At 65.8% G+C, this 18,422-nt stretch carries 12 protein-coding genes and 1 pseudogene; 6 read left to right on the plus strand and 7 right to left on the minus strand.

Translation table 11 applies throughout. The features are described from left to right. Window positions 1-201: 201 nt before the first annotated feature. The gene (locus tag AC0Z35_RS24950) at window positions 202-1,455 is read right to left on the minus strand and encodes an Hsp70 family protein (protein WP_046804759.1); all 1,254 of its coding nucleotides are present in this window, start codon (window positions 1,453-1,455) and stop codon (window positions 202-204) included. A 397-nt stretch (window positions 1,456-1,852) separates the two neighbouring features. Here AC0Z35_RS24950 and AC0Z35_RS24955 point away from each other — a divergent pair. After that, window positions 1,853-2,107: pseudogene (locus AC0Z35_RS24955) on the plus strand (porin); the annotation flags it as partial. A 525-nt stretch (window positions 2,108-2,632) separates the two neighbouring features. On the opposite strand, the gene AC0Z35_RS24960 reads toward AC0Z35_RS24955, so the two are convergent. Both AC0Z35_RS24960 and AC0Z35_RS24965 read right to left on the minus strand, forming a co-directional pair. Next, window positions 2,633-3,604, minus strand: a complete 972-nt coding sequence (locus tag AC0Z35_RS24960; protein WP_485132743.1) for an Lnb N-terminal periplasmic domain-containing protein — start codon at window positions 3,602-3,604, stop codon at window positions 2,633-2,635. Window positions 3,605-3,629: 25 nt separating this feature from the next. Further along, a complete protein-coding gene (locus tag AC0Z35_RS24965; RefSeq protein WP_046804762.1) occupies window positions 3,630-4,313 on the minus strand; it encodes a MarC family NAAT transporter in 684 nt (227 codons plus the stop codon). Window positions 4,314-4,710: 397 nt separating this feature from the next. Between AC0Z35_RS24965 and hutG the strand changes: the two genes are divergently transcribed. Beyond that, entirely contained in the window at window positions 4,711-5,514 is an 804-nt protein-coding gene (hutG, locus tag AC0Z35_RS24970) for an N-formylglutamate deformylase (RefSeq protein ID WP_485132742.1), read from the plus strand. A 138-nt stretch (window positions 5,515-5,652) separates the two neighbouring features. Here hutG and AC0Z35_RS24975 read toward each other — a convergent pair whose 3' ends face one another. After that, on the minus strand, window positions 5,653-6,177 hold the full coding sequence (locus tag AC0Z35_RS24975) for a DUF4952 domain-containing protein (RefSeq protein ID WP_485132741.1): 525 nt from the start codon (window positions 6,175-6,177) through the stop codon (window positions 5,653-5,655). A gap of 107 nt (window positions 6,178-6,284) precedes the next feature. Next, on the minus strand, window positions 6,285-7,289 hold the full coding sequence (locus tag AC0Z35_RS24980; protein WP_485132740.1) for a LysR substrate-binding domain-containing protein: 1,005 nt from the start codon (window positions 7,287-7,289) through the stop codon (window positions 6,285-6,287). Between the two features lie 93 nt (window positions 7,290-7,382). Between AC0Z35_RS24980 and AC0Z35_RS24985 the strand changes: the two genes are divergently transcribed. Further along, window positions 7,383-11,138, plus strand: a complete 3,756-nt coding sequence (locus AC0Z35_RS24985; RefSeq protein WP_485132739.1) for an ABC transporter ATP-binding protein/permease — start codon at window positions 7,383-7,385, stop codon at window positions 11,136-11,138. On the opposite strand, the gene AC0Z35_RS24990 is transcribed toward AC0Z35_RS24985, so the two are convergent. Further along, window positions 11,110-13,761 (minus strand): penicillin G acylase, encoded by a 2,652-nt coding sequence (locus AC0Z35_RS24990; RefSeq protein WP_485132738.1) that lies wholly within the window; start codon window positions 13,759-13,761, stop codon window positions 11,110-11,112. The genes AC0Z35_RS24985 and AC0Z35_RS24990 overlap by 29 nt on opposite strands. A gap of 153 nt (window positions 13,762-13,914) precedes the next feature. On the opposite strand from AC0Z35_RS24990, the gene AC0Z35_RS24995 reads away from it, so the two are divergent. Together AC0Z35_RS24995 and AC0Z35_RS25000 are read left to right on the plus strand one after the other, a co-directional pair. After that, window positions 13,915-14,847, plus strand: a complete 933-nt coding sequence (locus tag AC0Z35_RS24995) for a LysR family transcriptional regulator (RefSeq protein ID WP_485132737.1) — start codon at window positions 13,915-13,917, stop codon at window positions 14,845-14,847. Window positions 14,848-15,200: 353 nt separating this feature from the next. Further along, complete coding sequence (locus tag AC0Z35_RS25000) at window positions 15,201-17,099, plus strand: ABC transporter ATP-binding protein (protein ID WP_046804769.1); 1,899 nt, start codon at window positions 15,201-15,203, stop codon at window positions 17,097-17,099. A gap of 69 nt (window positions 17,100-17,168) precedes the next feature. On the opposite strand, the gene AC0Z35_RS25005 is transcribed toward AC0Z35_RS25000, so the two are convergent. After that, window positions 17,169-17,792 (minus strand): LysE family translocator, encoded by a 624-nt coding sequence (locus tag AC0Z35_RS25005; protein ID WP_240434072.1) that lies wholly within the window; start codon window positions 17,790-17,792, stop codon window positions 17,169-17,171. A gap of 142 nt (window positions 17,793-17,934) precedes the next feature. On the opposite strand from AC0Z35_RS25005, the gene AC0Z35_RS25010 reads away from it, so the two are divergent. Next, window positions 17,935-18,417, plus strand: coding sequence for an Lrp/AsnC family transcriptional regulator (locus tag AC0Z35_RS25010; protein WP_046804771.1), 483 nt, complete (start codon window positions 17,935-17,937; stop codon window positions 18,415-18,417). Window positions 18,418-18,422 lie beyond the last annotated feature (5 nt).

An 18,422-nucleotide genomic window follows, 5' to 3' on the forward strand; every position in this document is an offset into this window, starting at 1 on the left:
GACGGCAACTGGGTCTGTTGAAACAAGCGGGCGGCGTGCCGCCCCGGGCAAGCTTTGCAGCTTACCATCGCCGACGGGCGCGGCGCATTAACGGGTTGCGCCCGCGGGTTGCGCCCGCGCTTGAACGCGCCTGTCTCAGGCGTGCAGCGCCGGACTGAAGCAAGGCATCCCTGCCCCCGGCGTCCAGCAACGGCAAGAGGCTTAGTCGAACTTGCGCCTGGCGTCCAGCGCCAGGCCGGCGCCGATGCTGCCGAACAGGTCGCCTTCCACGCTGCGCGCGCCCGGCACCAGGGCCGACACGGTCTCGCGCAAGCGCGGCACCCGGCTGGAGCCGCCAGTAAAAAACACCGTGTCCACATCGGCCGTGGCCACGCCCGCGTCGCGCAGCAAGGCCCCAACGGTGATTTCCACCTTTTCAATCAGGCGGCTGACGCAGGCGTCAAACGAGGCCCGCGTCACGTCCACGCCCAAGTCCGGGGCCACGCGCGACAGATCAATGCGCGCGGCCGGATTTTCAGACAGCGCGATCTTGGCCTCTTCCACCTGCACCGCCACCCAGTGGCCGGCACGCTGCTTCACCAGGTTCAACAGCAGGTCGATCTTGTCACGGTCGCCGGCTTCGGCACGGATGTACGCAAAGTGCTCTGCCGCCTTGCGCGTGTAGGCCTGGTTGATGGTGTGCCAGCAGGCCAGGTTGCCGTATTGGGTCGACGGCACATCCTTGCCGCTACGCAACTGGCTGCCCAGCCCCAGCAAGGGCATCACGTGCGCCAGACTCAGTTGCTTGTCGAAATCCACCCCGCCGATATGCACGCCGCCGTACGCCAGGATATCTTCGCGCCGGTCCGCCTTGGCGGCGCGGCCCGGACCCAGGCGGATCAAGGAAAAGTCGGACGTACCGCCGCCGATGTCGATGACCAGCACCAGCTCTTCGCGGTCAATCTGCGATTCGTAGTCGAACGCGGCGGCCAGCGGCTCAAACTGGAATTCGATATCGGTGAACCCGACGCTGCGCGCGATCTCGCCCAGCGTATCCTGCGCGGTCTGGTCGGCGGTGGTGTTGTCATCAACAAAGAACACCGGCCGGCCCAGCACGGCGCGCGTGAAGTCCCGGCCGGCAGCCGTTTCGGCGCGCCGCTTCAGCTCGGCGATAAAGCGCGTCAGCAGCACGCGGAACGGAATGGAACGCCCCTGCACTTCCGTGGACCCGTCGATCAGCGAACTGCCCAGCAAGCTTTTCATCGAACGCATCAAGCGTCCGTCGTAACCCGCCAGATAATCGGAAATCGCCGCGCGGCCGTAGCTGACCTCGGCATCTTCGTCATGGAAGAAAATGGCCGACGGCAAGGTGGTCTTGCCGTCTTCCAGGGCGAGAAGCGCGCGCTGATCGGGGCGGCTCCAGCCGACGGTGGAGTTAGACGTACCGAAGTCGACGCCGCATGCGGTGGAGATCATGGAGAATTCTGGGGCTGAAAGCAAAACGGCGGACAAGTGTACTCGCTTCGCCCGGACGCAGCGGTCATGGTCCGTCCCTATCTTGGTCCATTCGACTGCTGGTGCCACCTGCGTCTGCCCACACCGCCCGCTGCCGTCGATCGCGCCTTCAAGCAGGAAACTGTTGTACGGCAGCAATAAAACGTGAGTTTTTATATGTGTCTCGGGTAACCGAATATTTGAAAAATCCTAGCCTCGTCCCGGGGAGACTGTCGAATATGGCCCTTATTTGTATATCTGGAACCATTACGTCGTTTTCAGTTTGATCTATCCGGACGGTCTTGCCTATTGTTGATGCCGGGGCTGCTTTCACGGCTCCGCGCAAGGCCAGGGTTTCACCAACGGCCGCTTCACGTGGGATGGGTTGCGCATCAACTCGTACATGGTTGGTGTAAGCGCTCCGATCGGCGCTGCCAGCAACATCTTCGCTTCGTGGCAGCGCGCTGACCCGAACAAGAACTTGTACGCGATGGACATCTACAGCGTCGGCTACACCTACGACTTGTCTAAGCGCACGAACTTGTACGCCTTGGCTTCCTACGCCGACGGCGCCGCCTTTATCAATGGCAACAAGATCAGCACCGTGGGCGCTGGCATTCGCCACCGCTTCTAAGCGGGCTGCGGGCCGCCCAACTGAGCAGAGTCGGGCGGCTGCCTTTATTCACGCCATCCTTTAAAGGGTGGCGTTTTTTTTCGACTTCTGTGGCAGATCACATCGACGGCAACAAGCACCGGTGCGGCGCAAAGAAAGCGTTTAACCGCTCAATGTGGCTGCGGCGGGATGCTTGACGGCAGGAGCATGCGCGCGCGGGACAGGCGCAGCGGCGACAGAACGACGAACAGCTCGGCGCGTGGCAGCCCAGTCGTAAAGTGCCACGCCGGGCTGGCGCAGCAGGACCGCGCCAAGAAAGACCAAAACAACCGCCATGAACAGGGCCAGCCAAAACATCTGACGCCCTCCTTATAAGACGCTCCGGCACGGAAACCGGATGAAAAACTGCATGCAGAAAATAACACTCGGAAGCAAATGTACCGCACGAACCGTGAAGTAAACGTGAAATGGGGGATGGAAAACACTGTTCCGTAACGCTGGGAAACATCTGCCGGGAAAGTGATCGTTCTGGTTGCAGCCAGCGGCTCAGCGCCGAATCCGCCTGGAAAACGCCACCGGATCCTCCTCCGGCGTCGTCAGCGCCCCCACCGCCGCCCGCTTGCGCAGCGCGTCCAGCGGCACACTGGTGTCCAGGCCGCCCTGTTCGTACAGGTATTCGGGCAGGTAGCCCGACAGCAGCAGGCGGTAATCCAGTGGCAGGCCGGGCACGATGGCGTTGACCATGTGATAGACCAGCGTGGTGCAGTTGGCGGTGACCGTGTGATAGAAGCGCGGCGTGGTGGTCAGGGAGTTGGCCGTGTCCACGTAGGACAGGAACAGCCGGCGCATGGCGTCCGGGGGCATGTGGACCGGGTACAGGTAGACGTTTTCGCCACGCGGCCCGGCGCGGACATACAGGATGTCGCGTTCTTCGGCGGCCACGACGCTGAGTTCGAACTGCTTGAAGAAGCCGCCGATTTCCGAGAATTGCTCGCCGCGTTCTTTGCGGATTTCAACCGAGAAAACAACATGGCGGCCGTCGGCAAAGCCGAAGGACACCAGCGTATGGGCAATGGTCGGGCCGTCCCAGTACGACAGCACCATGTCAACGGACACCAGCTGGTCCAGATCGTATTGGCGCGTTTCCCAGCGGACGGTGTAGTCGTCGTCCGCGCGCCAATCGAAATTACGGACGTTTTGCAGGGTGACGACGGAACCTTGCACGGACCCGCGCAACATGCGGGCCACGTCGTCGGCCCAGATGCGGTCGTTGGAGGGTGCCAGCGTTTGCCACCAGGCGCACAGCAACGCCAGCCCCACTACGTAGGCCCAGCCCGCGCGCCGTCGCCACGGTGCTGCCCGCCACACGGCCACCATCGCCATCACGCAAAGCGCCGTCCATGCGACGCCCGCAGCGCCCTTGCCCCAGTTGCCGCCGGGCGCCTGATAGGCCAGCGCCAGGCATCCCCACAACGCTGACCCCGCCAACAGCAAGGTCAGCAACACACGTCCCGCCATGGCCGCCGCCCTGCGCACCGCCCTCTTAGCCACCGGCATGAACGCCCACGATTTCCATAACGCCGTTGATGACGAATTGCACGCCCATGCACACCAGCAAAAAGCCCATGACGCGCGAAATGGCCTCAACGCCGCTTTGCCCGATCACGGCGACGATACGGCCCGCTGATCGCAGGCACACCCAGAACAACAGGCCCAGCAGCGCGAACACGATGACCGGCGTCACGGCAACGACCCACGGCGCGTATTGCGGCGTGATGGTTGCGTCCACCGAGGCCGCGCCGCTGATGATCATGGCGATGGTGCCGGGCCCCGCCGTGCCCGGCAAGGCCAGCGGCACGAAGGCGATGTTGGGCGTCTGCCGTGTCTGTGCGTCGGCAGCGGCTTCGGCGGCCAGCGTGCGCGGCTCAGCGGGCGGAAACAGCATGCTGAAGCCGATACTGACCACGATCAGCCCGCCCGCGATGCGCAATCCGGGAATCGAAATTCCAAAGGTATGCATGATCCACGCGCCGGCGTAGTAGGTGACCAGCATCACGCCCACCACGTAAAACGCCGCTTGCGTAACCTGGCGTTCGCGTTCCTTGTAGGGAATCTGCGCGCCCAGCGACAGCAGCAGCGTCATGGAAGTCAGCGGATTGGCCAACGGCAGCATCAGCGCCAGACCCAGGCTGATTAGCTTGCCCAGTTGGATCAGGTCATCAATCATGGAACTCCCGATAAAAGGACGCGCAATTCGCGACAGGCGCCTTGCCGGGCGCGACGGTTCAATCATGCAATGCCCGCTACCTTACACACTTCCTGCCGCGTTCGGCGCGATGCCAGGCGCGATGCCGGGCGCAATGCCGGGCGCGATGGCAGCCCGCCTCACACCGATCTGCTTCACGACTTTCTGATTATCAACGTCTATTAAACTGCTGCAATTGTCGCGGTGGCGTGCGTTGCCCAGGATACAGGCGCTAAACAGGCGCTAAACACATGGGCTGAACACAGGCGCTGAACACAGGCGCAACGCAAGGGCGCCACACCAAAGCGCCCTGCATATAGGCGCCACGCCGCGGCCGACGCATTTGCCGCACCTTTATTTTGTGACCCGGAGTTTTCCCTTGAGCGATCTTTTCCATTTCAGCCGTGGCACCGCCCCGCTGCTGATCTCCATTCCCCACCTTGGCAGCCAGATTCCCGACGCGCAGCGCCCGCAGATGACGCCGCTGGCCTTGCAGTCCGGCGACACCGACTGGCATCTGGACACGCTGTACCAATTTGCCCAGGCGCTGGGTGCGTCGGTGCTGGGCGCGCGTTATTCGCGCTACGTGGTGGACCTGAACCGCCCGCCCAACGATGAAAGCCTGTATCCCGGCCAGACCAAAACCGGCCTGTGCCCGACGCAGACCTTTCGCGGCGAAGCGCTGTACCAGAACGACGGCGTGCTGACCGACGCCGAACGCGCACACCGCCTGCAAGCCTATTGGCAGCCGTATCACGCCCAGCTGCGCAGCGAGCTGGATCGCATCAAGGCCGAGCACGGCACCGTGCTGCTGTGGGAAGCGCATTCCATCGCCAGCGTGCTGCCGCGCCTGTTCGAAGGCAAGCTGCCGGACCTGAACATCGGCACGTCCGACGGCGCGGCCTGCGCGCCCGACATCCTGGCCGCCGTGCAGGCGCAACTGGACACCTGCAAGGACTACACCTGGGCGGTGAACGGCCGCTTCAAGGGCGGGTACATCACGCGCCGCTACGGTTCGCCGGCCGACAACGTGCATGCCATCCAACTGGAAATGTGCCAGTCCACCTACATGGACGAAACGTACCCCTACGGCTACCGCCCGGATCTGGCCGACAAGGTCATCCCGGTGGTGCAGGCGATGGTCGGCGCTGCGCTCAAGCAGACGACGGCGCGCCGGGGATGAGCCCCAAGAGCCCTACTAACTAAAGCAGCGCAATCAGCCCCGGCCCGCGCGCCTGGCCGGCGTGCGCAGCCGGCCCATCCCATGCACGGGATGTGGCGCCGCGGGGTGCGCGCGCCTGACGCCGACGTCGGACCGGCGTTAGGGGCTTTTGCGGACGATGCCGACGCTGACGTTGAAGCTGGGAATCTGGTCCCACTGTGCGCGCGGCAAGCGTGGCGTTTCGACGCCCATGCCGATGTCGTAGGCAACGCCGCCGCGTCCCGCGCGCCAGGCGAACGGCGCCGGGCTGGCCCAGCCGCAGCAGACGTATTCCAGCGCGGGCATGCCGAATTCGTGCATCAGATAGGCTTCCAGTTTGACGGCGGATGAACCGCTGACGCGGTAGTTCGCCCGCATCGGCTGGATGTAAGAATCGTCGTCCTGCTCGCAGCCCAGGTACTCAAGATAGTCGGGCTTTCTGCCCAGGGTTTGCAGAAAGTCCTGGCACGGCGTGTCGGGTGGCGCGATGCCGGCAGCCCGGTCATCGGCTTCCCACCGTGCCAGCGTGGCCCCGGAAGCCCCCGCGGTCGATGCTGCGGCAGCCGATGCTGCGGCAGCCGGTGCTGCGGCAGCCGATGCTGCGGCAGCCGACGCTGCGGCAGCCGATGCTGCGGCAGCCGTCACCCCCGCAGCCATTGCCCCGCCCGCCGTAACGCTCAGCCATAACCCCAGACCCACGCCTGCCACACCCGCGCGACCCGGCCCGGTCCCATACCCATTCCATCTCATCGTCATGTCCTTGCGGCGTCCGCCACATCCCCCGCACGCGAGCCGGGCGGAACACCATGATTCTGCGCGTCCACCTTGCCGCGTCCTTCCTCGGCCAGGAATTCCACCAGCGCGGGTAGCGATGCGTCCATGGGACGGTTGGCGTGCACGCGCATGACATAGCCCCACGACCCCGGCATCCGCAATTGCGGCACCAGCGGCACCAGCCGGCCACTGGCCAGGTCTTCGTCGATCAGCGGCGCGCGTCCCAAGGCGATGCCCACGCCCGCGGCGGCGGCGGCCACGACGGTGCTCAGCCCGCTTAGCACCATCGGTTCCTGCCAATCGGAATCAGCCAGCCCCAGGCGCGGGCTCCAGGTTCGCCAGTCTGTTTCCGGGCTATCGATGTGCTTTTCCTCCAGCCAGCGATGCCGCAGGAACACGCGCGGGTCGTTGCGGTCGGCTTCGGGGATCAGGGCCGGGCTGCACACGGGCACCACGGTTTCGGTCATCAGCGCGATGTCGCCGGTCTCGGCCACATGCGGGCCGCCGGTGCGCACGTGTAGAAAAGCCAGGTCGATATCCTGGCTTTTCCAGGCGGGATCCTGGCTGGCGTGCAGATAGACCTGCACGCCGATGTCCGGGTGCAGTTCGATGAAGCGGCCGATGCGCGGCGCGAGCCACAGCGCCGCCAGCGACGGGTTGGCCGACACGTTCAGCGTGTAGCGGCGCTTGCCTCGCGCCGTGGCGCGAACCTGGCGGCAGGCGGAGTCCAATAGGGTCAAGGCCTGTTGTACGGAAACCAGAAGCTCGCTGCCCGCCGGGGTGGTTTCAGCGCGGCGCACGGTGCCACCCCGTCGCAACAGCGGCACGCCCAGATCCGCCTCCAATGACCGCAGCTGATGGCTGACCGCGCTCTTGGTGACATGCAGTTCGGCGGCGGCGCGGCTCAGGCTGCCCAGGCGGGCAACGGCTTCAAAGGCGCGCAGGGCCGCCAGGGGTGGCGTGTGGCTGGGCTGATCGGGCATCGGTTGAGTTTATCTCAACCCATGATTGAAAAACACTCGCTATCGCGAAGCCGTCGGATCAGCGACCATGCTGGCTCTGGATGGAGCACTGATATGTATTTCGACTCTCGATTGTGGCGAATGACGGCGGGGTTGCGCGCCGGCATGGCGGGCGGCATTTTCCTGGGCCTGTTGGCGCTGGGCGCGGGCATTGCCCGTTATGTCTTCCTGGGCCAACTGCTGGCCCGCGTGTTCAACGGCGCCCCTTGGCAAGACTGGATCACGCCCGCGCTGTGCGTGGGCGCGATGGTGCTGCTGCGCGCGCTGTTCGACCACTGGCGCACCGTGCAGGCCAACCACACATCGGCCCGGATCCAGCAAAGCCTGCGCGGCAAGCTGTATGACCGTATCGTCGCGCTCGGACCCGCGTGGTTTGCCAACCAGCGCACCGGCGGCGTCATGCTGACGGTGGTCGATGGCGTCGAGCAGCTGCAAACGTTTTTCGGCCAGTACCTGCCGCAAGTGGCCATCGCGGCCGTCGCACCCTTCGCGATCTTTGCGGTGATTGCATTCTGGGACGTGCCCACGGCGCTGGTGTTTCTGGCGGCGGCGCTGTTCGCCCTGTTCGGCCCCATGGCCGTGCACATGCTGGACCGGCGCGCCAGCCAGGCGCGCACCCGCGCGCTGAATGCGTTCGGCGAAGACTTCCTGGATGCGGTGCAAGGCCTGCCCACCTTGAAGTCCTATGGTCAGGGCAAGGCGTGGGGCCGGCGTTTGGCCGCGCGCGCCCGCAGCTTGTCCGACAACACATTCTGGGTGTTGTCCGTCAGCTTGCTGACGCGCGGCATCAGCGATCTGGGCGTGGCGCTGGGCGCCGCGCTGGCGCTGACCCTGGGCGCGTGGCGCGTGGCCGCTGGCGACATGAGCGTGGAAGCGCTGCTGATCGTGCTGATGGCCGGCACCGAGATCTTCCGGCCGTTGCGTGACCTGCGCTCGGTCTTGCATCGCGGCATGCTGGGCCAATCCGCCGCCGTCAGCATCCATGCGCTGATGGATGCGCAACCGCTTACGCCCGTGCCTGTGTCCGTGTCGGCTTCCGTGTCGGCTTCCGTGCCCGCGTCCGTGGCCCGAGACGGCGCACAAGGTGGCCACGCTGTTGCCGCGCCGCCCACATCCGGCAAGCTGGCGCCCACCATCGAATTCGACAACGTGGCGTTTGCCTACACGCCCGAACGCCGCGCGCATCAGGGGCTGGCGTTCACCATCGCGGCGGGCGAACGCGTTGGCGTGGTCGGTCCAAGCGGCGCGGGCAAGTCCACTATCGTGCGCCTGCTGCTGCGCGAATGCGTGCCGCAGGCGGGCGTTATCCGCGTCGGCGGGCACGACGTGAACACGCTGGACACGCAAACGCTGCTGTCGCAGATCGCGCTGGTCAGCCAGGACATCACGCTGTTTCACGGCACCATCGACGACAACCTGCGGCTGGGTCGGCCGGACGCCACGCATGAACAGGTGCGCGCCGCCGCCCGCGCCGCCAATATCGATGACTTCATCATGGCGCTGCCCGCCGGATATGCCACGCGCATCGGCGAGCGCGGCCTGCAATTGTCGGGCGGCCAGCGCCAGCGCGTGGCCATTGCCCGCGCCCTGCTGCGCGACGCGCCCATCCTGATCCTGGACGAAGCGCTGTCGTCGGTGGACACCGAAAACGAAGCGCTGATCCAACAGGCGCTGGACCGCCTGATGGCGGGCCGCACCACGCTGATCCTGGCGCATCGGCTGGCCAGCGTGATCGGGGCCGATCGCAACCTGGTGCTGGACCACGGGCGCATTGTCGAAGCCGGCCCACACGCGCAGTTGATGCAGCAGCGCGGGCTGTATTACCGGCTGATGCACGAACAGGCCGAAGCGCATGAGAATCCGTCGGCCGGGGTGGCGGTGGCATCGCTCAACACGCCCCTCAACGCGCTGAACGACGCATCCATCAACGCACCCGCTGACGCCCCCGTCGACGCCACCAACACCCGCACGGCCGACGCCGCCAAATCCCTGCAAGACAACGACGACCGCGCCCAGGGCCCTGCCCTGCGCCCGCTGGACGCCGACGCCGAACAGGTCGGCTGGCGCGCCACGCTGGGCACCTTGTTGTCCGTGGTCCGGCCATGGCGTGGCACCTTGACCGCCACCATCTTGCTGGGCGTGGCGCGCGTGGCGGCCTTTATTGGCGTCGGCGTATTCAGCGCCCTGATCGTGGCCGCTATCCGCGATGGCCGCGATATTGGCGGCCTGGTCGCCGGCCTGCTGGTCTGCGCGCCGCTGGCCGCGCTGTTCCACTGGCTGGAGTCGTGGTTGGCGCATGCGATGGCGTATCAGTTGCTGGCCGACATGCGCGTCAAGCTTTTCGACAAGCTGGAACGGCTGGCGCCCGCCTATCTGTTGCAGCGCCGTTCTGGCGACCTGGTAGCGCTGGCGACGCAGGACGTCGAAATGGTCGAGTACTTCTACGCGCACACCATCGCCCCGGCCATCGTGTCGGTGCTGGTGCCGCTGTCGGTGCTGGGCTTTTTGGCCGTCTACAGCTGGCCCGTGGCGCTGGCGCTGCTGCCCTTTCTGGCGTACGCGCTGGTCTCGCCCGTGCGCGGCCGCCGTCATGTGGACGCCCTGGGCGACAAGGCGCGCCAGGCCTTGGGCGAAATGAGCGCGCACGCCACGGACACCATCCAGGGGCTGGCCGACCTGACCGCGTTCCAGGCCACCGGCCGCCGCCGTGGAGAATTCCTGAAAGTGGCCGACGCCTACCGCGTCCGGCGCCTTGCCATCCTGCGCGACCTATCCAAGCAGAACGCCTGGTTTGAAGTGGCGATGGGGCTGGGCGGCTTGGCGGTTGCGGTGGTGGGCGCGTTGCAGGTGTCGGCCGGCGCCTTGTCGGCCGGGATGCTGCCCCTGCTGGTGCTGATCGCCATGGCGACCTTCCTGCCCGTTTCCGAAATTTCGCAAGTCAGCCGCCAGTTGGCGGACACCATCGCGGCCACGCGCCGGCTGCATGTGGTCAGCAACGAACCCGAGCCCGTGACCGACGGACCGCTGTCGCCGCCCGTGGCCACGCACGGTCTGGCGCTGGCGTTTGAACACGTGACCTTCGCGTATCCGGGCAAAGAGGAAGACACGCTGAACGACCTTAGCTTCAAGGTGCCGGCCGGCGCCACGGTGGCCATCGTGGGCGCATCGGGCGCGGGCAAAAGCACGGTGGCCAGCCTGTTGCTGCGCTTCTGGGACCCCCGCCTGGGCGCGGTCAAGCTGGACGGCATCGACGTGCGCCAACTGCAACTGGACGGCCTGCGCGAACGCGTGGCGCTGGTCACGCAGGACACGTATTTGTTTAACGACACGCTGGAGGCAAACATCCGGTTGGCGCGCCCCGAGGCCACGCCCGACGAGGTAGCGCGCGCGCTGGACCAGGCGGCGCTGACCGACTTCGTGAAGCAACTGCCCGACGGCCTGGCAACGCCCGTCGGCGAGCGCGGCATGCAGTTATCCGGCGGCCAGCGCCAGCGCATCTCGATTGCGCGCGCCTTTTTGAAGAATGCGCCCGTGCTGATTCTGGACGAAGCGACCTCGCACCTGGACACCTTGTCCGAGCTACAGGTGCGAGGCGCGCTGGATGCGCTGATGCAGCACCGCACGACACTGGTCATCGCGCACCGCCTGTCCACCATCCGCAACGCCGACCTGATCCTGGTACTGGACCGGGGCACGCTGGCTGAGGCCGGCACGCACGACCAATTGCTTGCCAGGCAAGGGGCTTATGCGCGCCTGGCCAGCCACCAGGGCGGCTACGCGGTCAGTAGCGCAACGTCTCTACCGACTTAGCGTTGGCGCGCACTTCGGCGGGCGTGAACCAGACACGCTTGCTGCCGAAGTCCCGGTACATGTCGAACTGGTCGCGCGAGTGGACGGACGCTGTGCCGTCCGGGGCGACAAAGCCGCTTTGCCCCGGCGCCACCACATCCACCGCGCGCACGCCCTTGCCGTCGAACACCGTCATGTTGTTCTCGGTGCCCCGGTTCTGGGTGGACGGAAAGCTCAGCACCGCCTTGTCATCCGCCTGCGGCACGCCCAGGAAGTTCTTGGGCGCAAACACCATCGGCGCGGCCGGAATGCGCCACGCGGCTGGGTCCTGGCCATAGGTCTTTTGCAAGGTGGCCAGGGCATCGTCCAGCGCGGCCAGCGTGACGGATTCGGGGCGCTTGCCGTTGAAGAAGTCGTACGTTTGCGGCACGCCGGCATCGGGGCCGGCCAGCGCGTTGAACAACACCTTCACGCCCACCGTCAGGTTCAGCGAACCCACGGCCGGCGCGGCCGGTGTGGGATAGCCGGTGGCGCTGTACCACTTGAAGAAATCGGCCGGCATGTCGTCGGCCAAGGTCGCGCGCAGCATGGCGCGCAGCCACGCGTCCATCACCGCCGGGCCGACGTTGTCGTAGTAACCCGGCTGCTTATCGCTGGTGCCCATGCCGTCCCAGGCGGTCAGCCCTGCCACCAGTTTGGCGCGGGCATCATCGGCCGGCAGGCCCGCCACCGCGCGTTGCAGGAATGGCAGGAAATGGCGGCGGTTCACGTCGGCGTAGCTGGTGGTGCGGATCAGGTCCCACATCTGCTGCGCGCTGACCTTGCCGCCGTTGGCCGTCATGGCCATCAGACGCGTTTCGATTTCGGCGTAGCGGTCGGCCTGGCCCCACACGATGGCGAACAGGTCGGTGGACGGATAGCCGCGCATGGGCTGGTTGTTCCAGTTGCCGATGAAGCCTTGGCGCGGGTTGTAGACCTGCGGATTGGTGGCAAACGGCAGCATGCCGTCCCAGTCCATTTCGCCGGTGCCCGGCACGGGCAGGCGCGGGTCGTGGCCGGGTTTGCGCTTGGGATAAAAGCCGGTGTGGGCGTAGCCGATATTGCCGCGATCGTCGGCGTAGTACCAGTTGATGGTCAACGCGTGGCGCGCGGCCTGCTGCTTCCATTCGTCCCAGTTGCGCACCTGCGCCTTGTGCGTCCAGGCCATCAGCGATTGCAGCTCGTACCCTTCCCACGCGCGCGCCTTGGCGTAGGCCACATGCTGCTTGTCGTCGAACTTGGTGACGATGCCGTGCACCGTGCGGTACACGTCCATCAGCACCGGCTGGCCGCCCTTGACCGGGATCAGCTCGGTGCGCTTTTCCATCGTCTTCCACTGGCCGTCATGGAAATAACGGGTGCGGTCGGCGGGGTCGAGCTTTTCGGCGTAGACGTCCACGTCGTCGCCAAAGCCGGCCGTCGAGCCCCAGGTGACATGGGCGTTGTGGCCGAACAGGATGCTGGGATAGGCGAACGGGGTGTTGCCCACCACGTCGAACCCGGCGCCGTGCAGGCCGATGCCGTAGGTGTAGGCGGGGTTCCACCAGCCGAATTGCGGGCCGTTCAGCAAGATGGACCTGGCGTCCTTGGCGTGCTCGCGACCCACGATCCACATATTGCTGGTGGTGGGAAAGCCGGCGATGCCGGGTTGGCCTGATTCGGCGAACTGCGCCAGCATGCGGGCAGGTGCATCGGCGGCGGGGTCGGTGGCGTTGTCGGTGGGCGTATCGGACAGCACACCGCGCGTCTGCGGGTCGCGCGCCACGCGTTCGAGCATGGGCGGTGTGCCGTCGTAGCGCGGCAAGGCATACGACAGCTTGGCCGGTGCCGGCGCCGAGGCCGACGGGGCTCCCGGCCGATACACGCCCTCTTCTTCGGGCACGGTGGTAGGCGCGCGGCTATCGGTCATCCAGCGCAGCTGGTTGAAGATCTGCATCGCGCGCGCCTCGCCGTGCCTGTCCTTCAAGGCGGTCAGCAGGGCCAGGTTGTCGACCTCGCTGTTGGCATCCGAAAACCGGTTGGCCATGGTGCCCACGAACACCATGGCCACGTCATAGGCTGTCCAGTTGATCGGCTGAAATTGCAGGTCGTTGAATTCCTTGGGCATCAGCGTGTCGGGCTGGGCGCGCACGCGCGCGATCCACGCGTTCATGCCGGCGGCATAGCCGTCCAGAATCTGGCGTTCGGAATCGGGCAGCGCGGCCAGCTGGCGCTGGATGCGTTCGGGCGAAAAATTGCCGCGTATGGACTTGTCGAACGCCACCATTTTTTCGCCCAGCACTTCAGCGACCTGCCCCTGCGTGCTGCGGCGCGCCATCTCCATCTGGAACAAGCGGTCTTGCGCCACCGCGTAGCCGTAGCCATAGAACAGGCCGTAGACCGTGTCGGCGTACACGTGGGGCATGCCGTAGCCATCGCGGCGGATGGTGACGGCCTTGGATGCAGCCGGGGACGCCTGGCCGCCGGTGGCGGATACGGGCGCCGAGCCTTGCATGGCAGGCTGGGCGGAATTCGCGTTCCGGGATGTTTCCAAGGCCAGGGCCGGGGCCGCGCCCACGCTGGCGCAGGCCGCCAGGATGGCGGCCGACAACAAATGCTGCTTCATTGAATCTGTCTCCGAATTGATAAGCCGCGCCCATCGTGCGAGTGCCCAGGCGCGGGACGCGGCGCCTCTGTCGGGCGCCGTCGGGGACCATGATAAGAAGGCATTACTTATAATGCCAATGCATTTATGTCATGACTTTGATGCGGAAAGGTTATGGATTTTCAAAAGCTTAAACACCTGCTGGCGGTGGTGGAATACGGCACTTTTTCGCTGGCGGCGCAAAAGGTGAACTTGTCGCAGCCCGCCTTAAGCCGCAGCATCCAGGCGCTGGAGGCCGAGCTGGGCTTGCCGCTACTGGACCGGGGCACCCGCCAGGTCCACCTGACGCCCTATGGCGCTTGCGTGGCCGAACGCGCGCGTCGCATGCGCTTCGAAGAAGCCGAGCTGCAACGCGAACTCAAGGCGCTGCACAGTGGCGATTCCGGCACGTTGACCATCGGGCTCAGCCCCACGCCGGCCTCGTTGCTGCTGGCGCCTTTTCTGGCGCACATGGCGGCCAATCGCCCGCAGGTGCGCGTCGGTGTCGAACTGGGCGCCACCGCCGCGTTGCTGGACATGCTGCGCGGGGAACGCATCGACGCCATGGTGTGCGATGCGCGCATGCTGTATGACGCCGCCGACATCGACACCCGCCCGCTGGCGCCGCTGCGCGCCGGCATGGTGTGCCGCCCCGGCCACCCCATCCTGGCGCACAAGCAGGTTGGTATCGAGCACGTGCGGCAGTACCCGGTGGCGTCCAGCACGCTGAGCCCCGAGGTCTCGCTGCGACTAGCGGAGACGCTGGGTCCGGGTGGCGCGCCCGAGCAGATGGTCACCTTGCGTTGCGAAAACCTGGAGCCGCTGGTGGATCTGGCGCTGCATACCGACACGCTGCTGCTGGGCGTGATCTGCGTGACGCAGCGCGAGCAAGAGGCCGGGCGGCTTGTCGAAGTGACCTTGCCGTCCGACCCGCAGCGCCAAGGCCATTACGTGCTGGCGCGCCTGGCCGGGCGCACGCCGTTGACGGCGCAAGATGCGCTGTACGACTTCACGCAGCAATGCTGGGCCGGCTTCGCCTCCTTCCGGCCACGCAGCCGCCCGCGTTGAAAAAAACCCACATCGGCGGCCCGCGCGCGCGGCGCCCCGTTGATTCCCTTAACTCATCTCTATAGAATCAGCAATTCGGGCGTTTGCCCATTTCTTTTTCACTCACTTCACTTACCGCCAGGGAGGCCGCATGATGTATCACCCCATGCCGTACGCCGTCCCGCGCGTGTCCCCGCGACGCCATTAAGTCGTCGCCCGCGCGGACCCATCGCTAGACCGTTACCTAGCGACTGGTCCTCCGTGCCCGCCCCAAAAACATAAACGCAGTCGCCGGCGCTCATTGCGCCCGGCATGTCATCCCCGCTTTCATCACAAGGACATCCTGGCGTGTCTTGTGCCGCCAGGCCATTGTTATGGCTAGAAAAAAAATCGACTTACGAGGACAGGCCTTCAAGGACGTCCTGGGCTTTACCTTTCGGCATTGGGCCTTCCAGCCGTGGCGCACGCTGGTCATCGTGCTGCTGGCCTTGCTGTCGGCCGTCGCCGACATCCTGACGCCGATGTATGCCGGCCGCCTGGTCGACGCCGTGGCGTCCGGCTCGTCCGGCGATGCGCTGGCCTGGAGCGCCGCCATCACCGCCTTCTGGCTGCTGGTGGCGCTGGGCGTGGGCGGCACGCTGCTGCGTCAGGCGGTGTTCCAGAACATCATCACGTTTACGTTGAAGATGATGAACGGCATCGTGTCCAACGCCTTTTATCGGGTACAGCGCTTCTCGACGGATTGGCACGCCAACAGCTTCGCGGGTTCCACCGTGCGCAAGATCACGCGCGGCATGTGGGCCGTGGACATCCTGAACGACACGCTGCTGATCGCGCTGTTGCCGTCGGTGGTGATGCTGGTGGGGGCAACGGCGTTGCTGGGCGCGCACTGGCCGGTGATGGGGCTGGTGGTTGGGCTGGGCTCGGTGCTGTACATCGCCGTTACCGTGGCGCTGTCGTTGGGCTATGTGGCGCCGGCCGCGCGCCTGGGCAACGCCTGGGACACGCGCATGGGCGGCGCGCTGGCGGACGCCGTCAGCTGCAACGCGGTGGTCAAGGCATTCGGCGCCGAAACGCGCGAAGAAGTACGCCTGGACCGCGTGGTGAACAAGTGGCGCAACCGCACGCGCCGCACCTGGGTACGCGCCACGCTGAACGGCGGCATCCAGGGCGCGATGCTGGTGGCGATGCAGGCAGCTATCCTGGGCGCCTCCTTGCTGCTGTGGTCGCGCAACCAGGCCACGGTGGGCGACATCACGTTCACGCTCACGATGTTCTTCGTGCTGCAAGGCTATCTGCGCGACGTGGGCATGCACATCCGCAACCTGCAACGCTCGGTCAACGACATGGAAGAACTGGTGGCGATGGAACGCCAGCCCCTGGGCGTGGCCGACCGGCCGGGCGCGGGCGCCATCCGCGTCAGCGCGGGCGAGATCCGCTTTGAGGATGTGACGTTCCGCTATGGCGCGCACAACACGCCGCTGTACGACAAGTTCTCGGCGCGCATCGCGCCGGGTGAACGCGTCGGGCTGGTGGGGCATTCCGGGTCGGGCAAGACCACGTTCATCAAGCTGATCCAGCGCCTGTATGACGTCAACGAAGGCCGCATCACGATCGACGGGCAAGACATTGCCCAAGTGAAGCAGGCGTCGCTGCGCAGCCAGATCGCGATCGTGCAGCAGGACCCGGTACTGTTTCACCGCACCTTGGCCGAAAACATCGCCTATGCCCGCCCGGGCGCCACGCAGGCCGAGATCGAGAAGGCCGCCCGCTTGGCCAGCGCGCATGATTTCATCATGTCGCTGCCCAAGGGTTACGACACGCTGGTGGGCGAGCGCGGCGTGAAGCTGTCGGGTGGCGAGCGCCAGCGCGTGGCCATTGCGCGGGCCTTCCTGGCGGATTCGCCCATCCTGATCCTAGACGAAGCCACCTCCAGCCTGGATAGCGAAAGCGAGGTACTGATCCAGCAGGCCATGGACCGCCTGATGGTGGGCCGCACCACGCTGGTGGTGGCGCACCGGTTGTCGACGGTGCGCGCGCTGGACCGACTGCTGGTGATGGACCATGGCCGCATCATTGAAGAAGGCAGCCATGACCAGCTGATCCGCTTGAAGGGTGGCCTGTACCGGCGCCTGTTCGAACGCCAGGCCCTGGAACTGACCAAGGGCATGACGCCGGCCGAAATGCTGCAAGACGGCGCCACGCCCCCGCCCGTGAAAGAGCAGGTGGACAACGACGACGTGGACGCCGGGGAGTTTGCGTTCGGCAAGTAAACGAGCAGGACGCGGCGTGCGGTTGGGGATGGGCGTCTGGCCAATGCCTGGCGTCCGCCCCTGCCGGCATCACGCCGGGCGCTGCGCGAAGGTCAGGCGCAGGCCGAAGGCGATCAGCGCCGTGCCGAAGACCACGCTTTGCACTTTCTGGGCGCGGGGGCTGGCAGACATCCAGCGCCCCACCGCCCCGCCCGCCAAGGCGCAGATCACATCGAACGTCAGCCCCAAGCTGACGAGAATGACGCCCAGCACCGCAAATTGTTGCCCGATGGACCCCTGCGCGGGCGACACGAATTGCGGCAACAGCACCGAGCAAAACAGCAGGGCCTTCGGGTTGAGCACATTGGTCAACACGCCGCTTAGCAAGGCGGCGCCCAGGCCCTTGCCGCGCGCCGCCTGCGGGCCAGTGGCGTCAAGCACGACCGGCTTGGCCCGCAACAGCTTCACGCCCAGCCACATGAGATAACACCCGCCCACCGTGCGCGCGGCGTCGAAGGCCCAGGGATGGGTCTTGAACAAGGCCGCCAGGCCCAGCGCGGCCAAGGTAACGTGCGCGGCGCGTGCAATGGCCAGCCCGACCGCCACCGCCAGCGCCTGCCCGCGCCCGCGCAGCACGCCGGTTTCCAGCAACAGGATCATGTCCGGGCCGGGCACCACGTATACAACCAGCAAAGCCCCAAGAAACAACGCCATATCGGCCATATCCGCGCTCCCACGCATGCTGTTTAACGCGGTGATTCTAGGGAAATCGGGCTGGCATGTGCTTGCGATTCATGCCAAGGGAATTATGATGATTGGCATATCAAGCCAATACGTCCCCCCATTTCCATCACCTATGCCAAAACACGAACTGGACGCTTACGACCGCCGCATTCTAGAGGCCTTGCAGAAGAACGGCCGCCTGACCAATGTAGAGCTGGCCGAGCAGATTGGCCTGTCGCCATCGCCCTGCCTGCGGCGCGTGCGCATGCTGGAAGAATCAGGCGTCATTCAGGGCTACGAAGCGCGGCTGGCGCCTGACGAAGTGGGCCTGGGCCTGACGGTGTTCGTCGGGGTGAAGGTCGAGCGACACCACGAGCGCGACGCCGAGCAGTTCCGCAAGGAAGTCAGCGCCCTGCCCGAAGTCATTGCGGCGCACCTGGTATCGGGCGAGTCCGACTTCCTGCTGCAAGTGGTGGTGCCGGACCTGCGCGGCTACGAGCGCTTTTTGCTGGGCACGCTATTGAAGCTGACCGGCGTGAAAGACATCCGCAGCAACTTCGCCATTCAAACCGTTAAACCGCAAAGCCCGCTTCCGCTGGACCACCTGAGCAAGTAGCCCCG

It is taken from the genome of Achromobacter sp. 1L-A-4-B-C2, assembly GCF_057291955.1.

What these genes read in the sequence shown, in the direction of transcription:
- AC0Z35_RS24950 (WP_046804759.1), bottom strand. Translation starts at nt 1,455, where the DNA reads ATGATCTCCACCGCATGCGGCGTCGACTTCGGTACGTCTAACTCCACC.
- AC0Z35_RS24960 (WP_485132743.1), bottom strand. Translation starts at nt 3,604, where the DNA reads ATGGCGGGACGTGTGTTGCTGACCTTGCTGTTGGCGGGGTCAGCGTTG.
- AC0Z35_RS24965 (WP_046804762.1), bottom strand. Translation starts at nt 4,313, where the DNA reads ATGATTGATGACCTGATCCAACTGGGCAAGCTAATCAGCCTGGGTCTG.
- AC0Z35_RS24980 (WP_485132740.1), bottom strand. Translation starts at nt 7,289, where the DNA reads ATGCCCGATCAGCCCAGCCACACGCCACCCCTGGCGGCCCTGCGCGCC.
- AC0Z35_RS24985 (WP_485132739.1), top strand. Translation starts at nt 7,383, where the DNA reads ATGTATTTCGACTCTCGATTGTGGCGAATGACGGCGGGGTTGCGCGCC.
- AC0Z35_RS24990 (WP_485132738.1), bottom strand. Translation starts at nt 13,761, where the DNA reads ATGAAGCAGCATTTGTTGTCGGCCGCCATCCTGGCGGCCTGCGCCAGC.
- AC0Z35_RS24995 (WP_485132737.1), top strand. Translation starts at nt 13,915, where the DNA reads ATGGATTTTCAAAAGCTTAAACACCTGCTGGCGGTGGTGGAATACGGC.
- AC0Z35_RS25000 (WP_046804769.1), top strand. Translation starts at nt 15,201, where the DNA reads ATGGCTAGAAAAAAAATCGACTTACGAGGACAGGCCTTCAAGGACGTC.
- AC0Z35_RS25005 (WP_240434072.1), bottom strand. Translation starts at nt 17,792, where the DNA reads ATGGCGTTGTTTCTTGGGGCTTTGCTGGTTGTATACGTGGTGCCCGGC.
- AC0Z35_RS25010 (WP_046804771.1), top strand. Translation starts at nt 17,935, where the DNA reads ATGCCAAAACACGAACTGGACGCTTACGACCGCCGCATTCTAGAGGCC.